Origin of the sequence: Mycolicibacter engbaekii (assembly GCF_002101585.1) — a bacterium.
GTDB classification, from domain to species: Bacteria; Actinomycetota; Actinomycetes; order Mycobacteriales; family Mycobacteriaceae; genus Mycobacterium; species Mycobacterium engbaekii.
This window is the reverse complement of the sequence record NZ_LQOT01000054.1, coordinates 1-2,322: the sequence shown is the minus strand read 5'-3', so window position 1 is coordinate 2,322 and position 2,322 is coordinate 1. Positions and strand designations below refer to the sequence as shown.

1 protein-coding gene and 1 pseudogene are annotated in these 2,322 nt (G+C 60.6%); one reads left to right on the top strand and one right to left on the bottom strand.

Annotated elements, in window-relative coordinates:
- Positions 1-8: 8 nt before the first annotated feature.
- On the bottom strand, positions 9-2,186 hold the full coding sequence (locus AWC02_RS14970; RefSeq protein ID WP_237160485.1) for a DEAD/DEAH box helicase: 2,178 nt from the start codon (positions 2,184-2,186) through the stop codon (positions 9-11).
- Here AWC02_RS14970 and AWC02_RS22980 point away from each other — a divergent pair.
- A pseudogene (locus AWC02_RS22980) lies at positions 2,139-2,246 on the top strand (hypothetical protein); the annotation flags it as partial. The gene AWC02_RS14970 and the pseudogene AWC02_RS22980 overlap by 48 nt on opposite strands.
- Positions 2,247-2,322 lie beyond the last annotated feature (76 nt).

The following is a 2,322-nucleotide window of genomic DNA, read 5'->3' as shown; positions in this document are numbered from 1 at the left end:
AGTTCGCCTTACAGTGGACCTCGACCCACCAACCCCAAGCCGCATAGCGACTGGACCACCAAACGGGTCCCCCTCACGATGATCGATGCCCGCACCTCGCCCCCGACCTCGTGGAAGAACACAAAGTCGGGGTGCATGGTTCGCCAGTTGCCCCGGCCGTCGCGGTAGGCGATGCTCAGTGAGTCAACGGCAGGGCGTGATGGGTTTCGATACCAACCGACAGCGCCAGGGCGTGCCAGTTCCGCCGCCACCACCTTCTGTTCCCACTCGTTGAGCGACGACAGGGGGAACATCCCATCCGCGTCCGACATCAGGTGCCATCGGGCCAGTGGCGCGAGACCGACCTGGCCATCGTCTTCGAGGAGCTTGTAGTCCTCCATGCGAGACCTTGGTTGGCCGAGTTCGCCGCGCTGCGGATCGGTTGTCATGGCACGGATGTCTTCATACTCCTGTTGGCGCACATCTGATAGTGACTTGATCTTGACGCGGTTCTGAGCAAACCAACGGTCGACCAGATCGGTGGCCTCTTGGTCGACTTTCTCGCGGACTTCCTTAATCAGCGCAAGTGCTGCAGTGCGCACGTAGGCGTCCCGCAGTCCGTCGTCATCCTGGTCGTCGTCTCCCGCGAGGTGATTGACGTACGACTGTGCGATGTCGGCGCCAAAAGCCTTCTTCGCGTCCTCGAATGCCGACCGGATCGCCCGATCGTCGGCGCGCATCGAGAACTCGCGATAGGTGAGCTTGTCCGACATCGACGTACCCGAGATTTGCTGTATGTCGACCCGCCACACCTCGTCGATCTGTTGGTCGAGCAAGCTGCCGTAACGCTTCGCGTACGTGTCTAGGATTACGTGCATCTCTCGTTCTGCGTCGGAAAGTGCGCCTGGGTGCACACCATCCATCGCAAGGGCTTGTGCCAGCGTGACGAGCCTCTTGACCGGCCGGGCGCCGCGTTTCGGCAGCGTCTGCGTCGGAAGCTTTTCCCACGCCGACCACACCGGCTCTGGAATATCCGGGTTGGGTCGAAGTTCGCGCCCGTCGATCAGGATCTTCTTCGTGCCTGCGGTGCCAGGCATCTCTTCGAGTTGCCCAGTGAGATAGCGGACCACCTTGCCAGCCGTGGTGCGGTCGAAGAAGGGCAAAATGCATTCAACGGCGTTGAGTACTTCGTCGCCCGGCACGCGACGCGCAAGCGGGCTGCGGACCATACGGCCCAACAGCTGGGTGATGTGAGTCGTGTCCTTTGCTGGACGAAAGGAGACCATCACTTCCGCACGCGGGCAGTCCCAACCGGTAGATATAGCGTCCTTCGCCACGAGGACACGTACATTCAACGTCTCCTGAACCCGTTGTGGTTCAATCCAGCCGACGTCCCAGCGGCCGAAATGTTGGCGTGTGTGGTCGCCGAACACGTGAGCCACGTTGGCGTCGTATATTTCCGGGATCTCCTCGGCAATCGCGTCGAGTGCGCGACCGATCTCGTCGGAATCCGGTGTATTCGGCGTCTGCAGCACCAGTAGCGGAACGACCTTCTCGGTGAGTCCCTGTTCCCTTGAGTATGCCTCCCATCGGACAGTCGATGTAGCAAGTTTTTGTGCGCCGAGCTTAACGAGCGTGGTGTCGAAATTGCCAGCCTCGTTGGGAATGTCAAGACTGACGACATCTTTGACCAGGCCTGACTCTTGCACACGATTGGGATCAACTATCACCGGAGGGAAGGCCCGACGGCCTTGGTGCGCGTGGGCCTCTTGCATTGCAGTGTGGAAACGCTCGATGGTTGCTGAGATGCCCCACACGATCGGGATCGGCGGGTAGCCCGCATGCCCTTGTATGAGCCGTCGTACGATCGTCGTCTTGTCGGTACTGGCTTTAGCGTTGAATCCTCGCTGCGCTTCGTCGAGTACGAGATATAGCGTGAGCTCTTCGTCCGCTACGGTGTTTGCGATCGTCTCCCAGATCGTGCACCTCTGCAGATCGGGAGCGCCGGGGAGCGCGGGTTGGCTTTGGTCTTCTATGTGCCTGAGGTGAGCCCCTCGTAGTGGTCCAGTTGTTGTGCGACTCTGATGCCCGGTGTTCGGGCAGGAAGAATCAGCAACGACATGGCAGCCAAGAAGCGCCGGCGGCATACGCCGGATCAGATCATCCGCAAGCTCGCCGAGGGCAACAAACTGCTCGGCGCCGGGCAGGAACTCAGCGAGGTGTGCCGGCACCTGGAGATCACCGAGTCGACCTGGCATCGCTGGGTTGGCAATGTCAACTTGAACTGGCCCCGGTGTGACGGTTGGATTTGGCCCCATCCGGTGAGGTTCGGTTGAGGTGGTT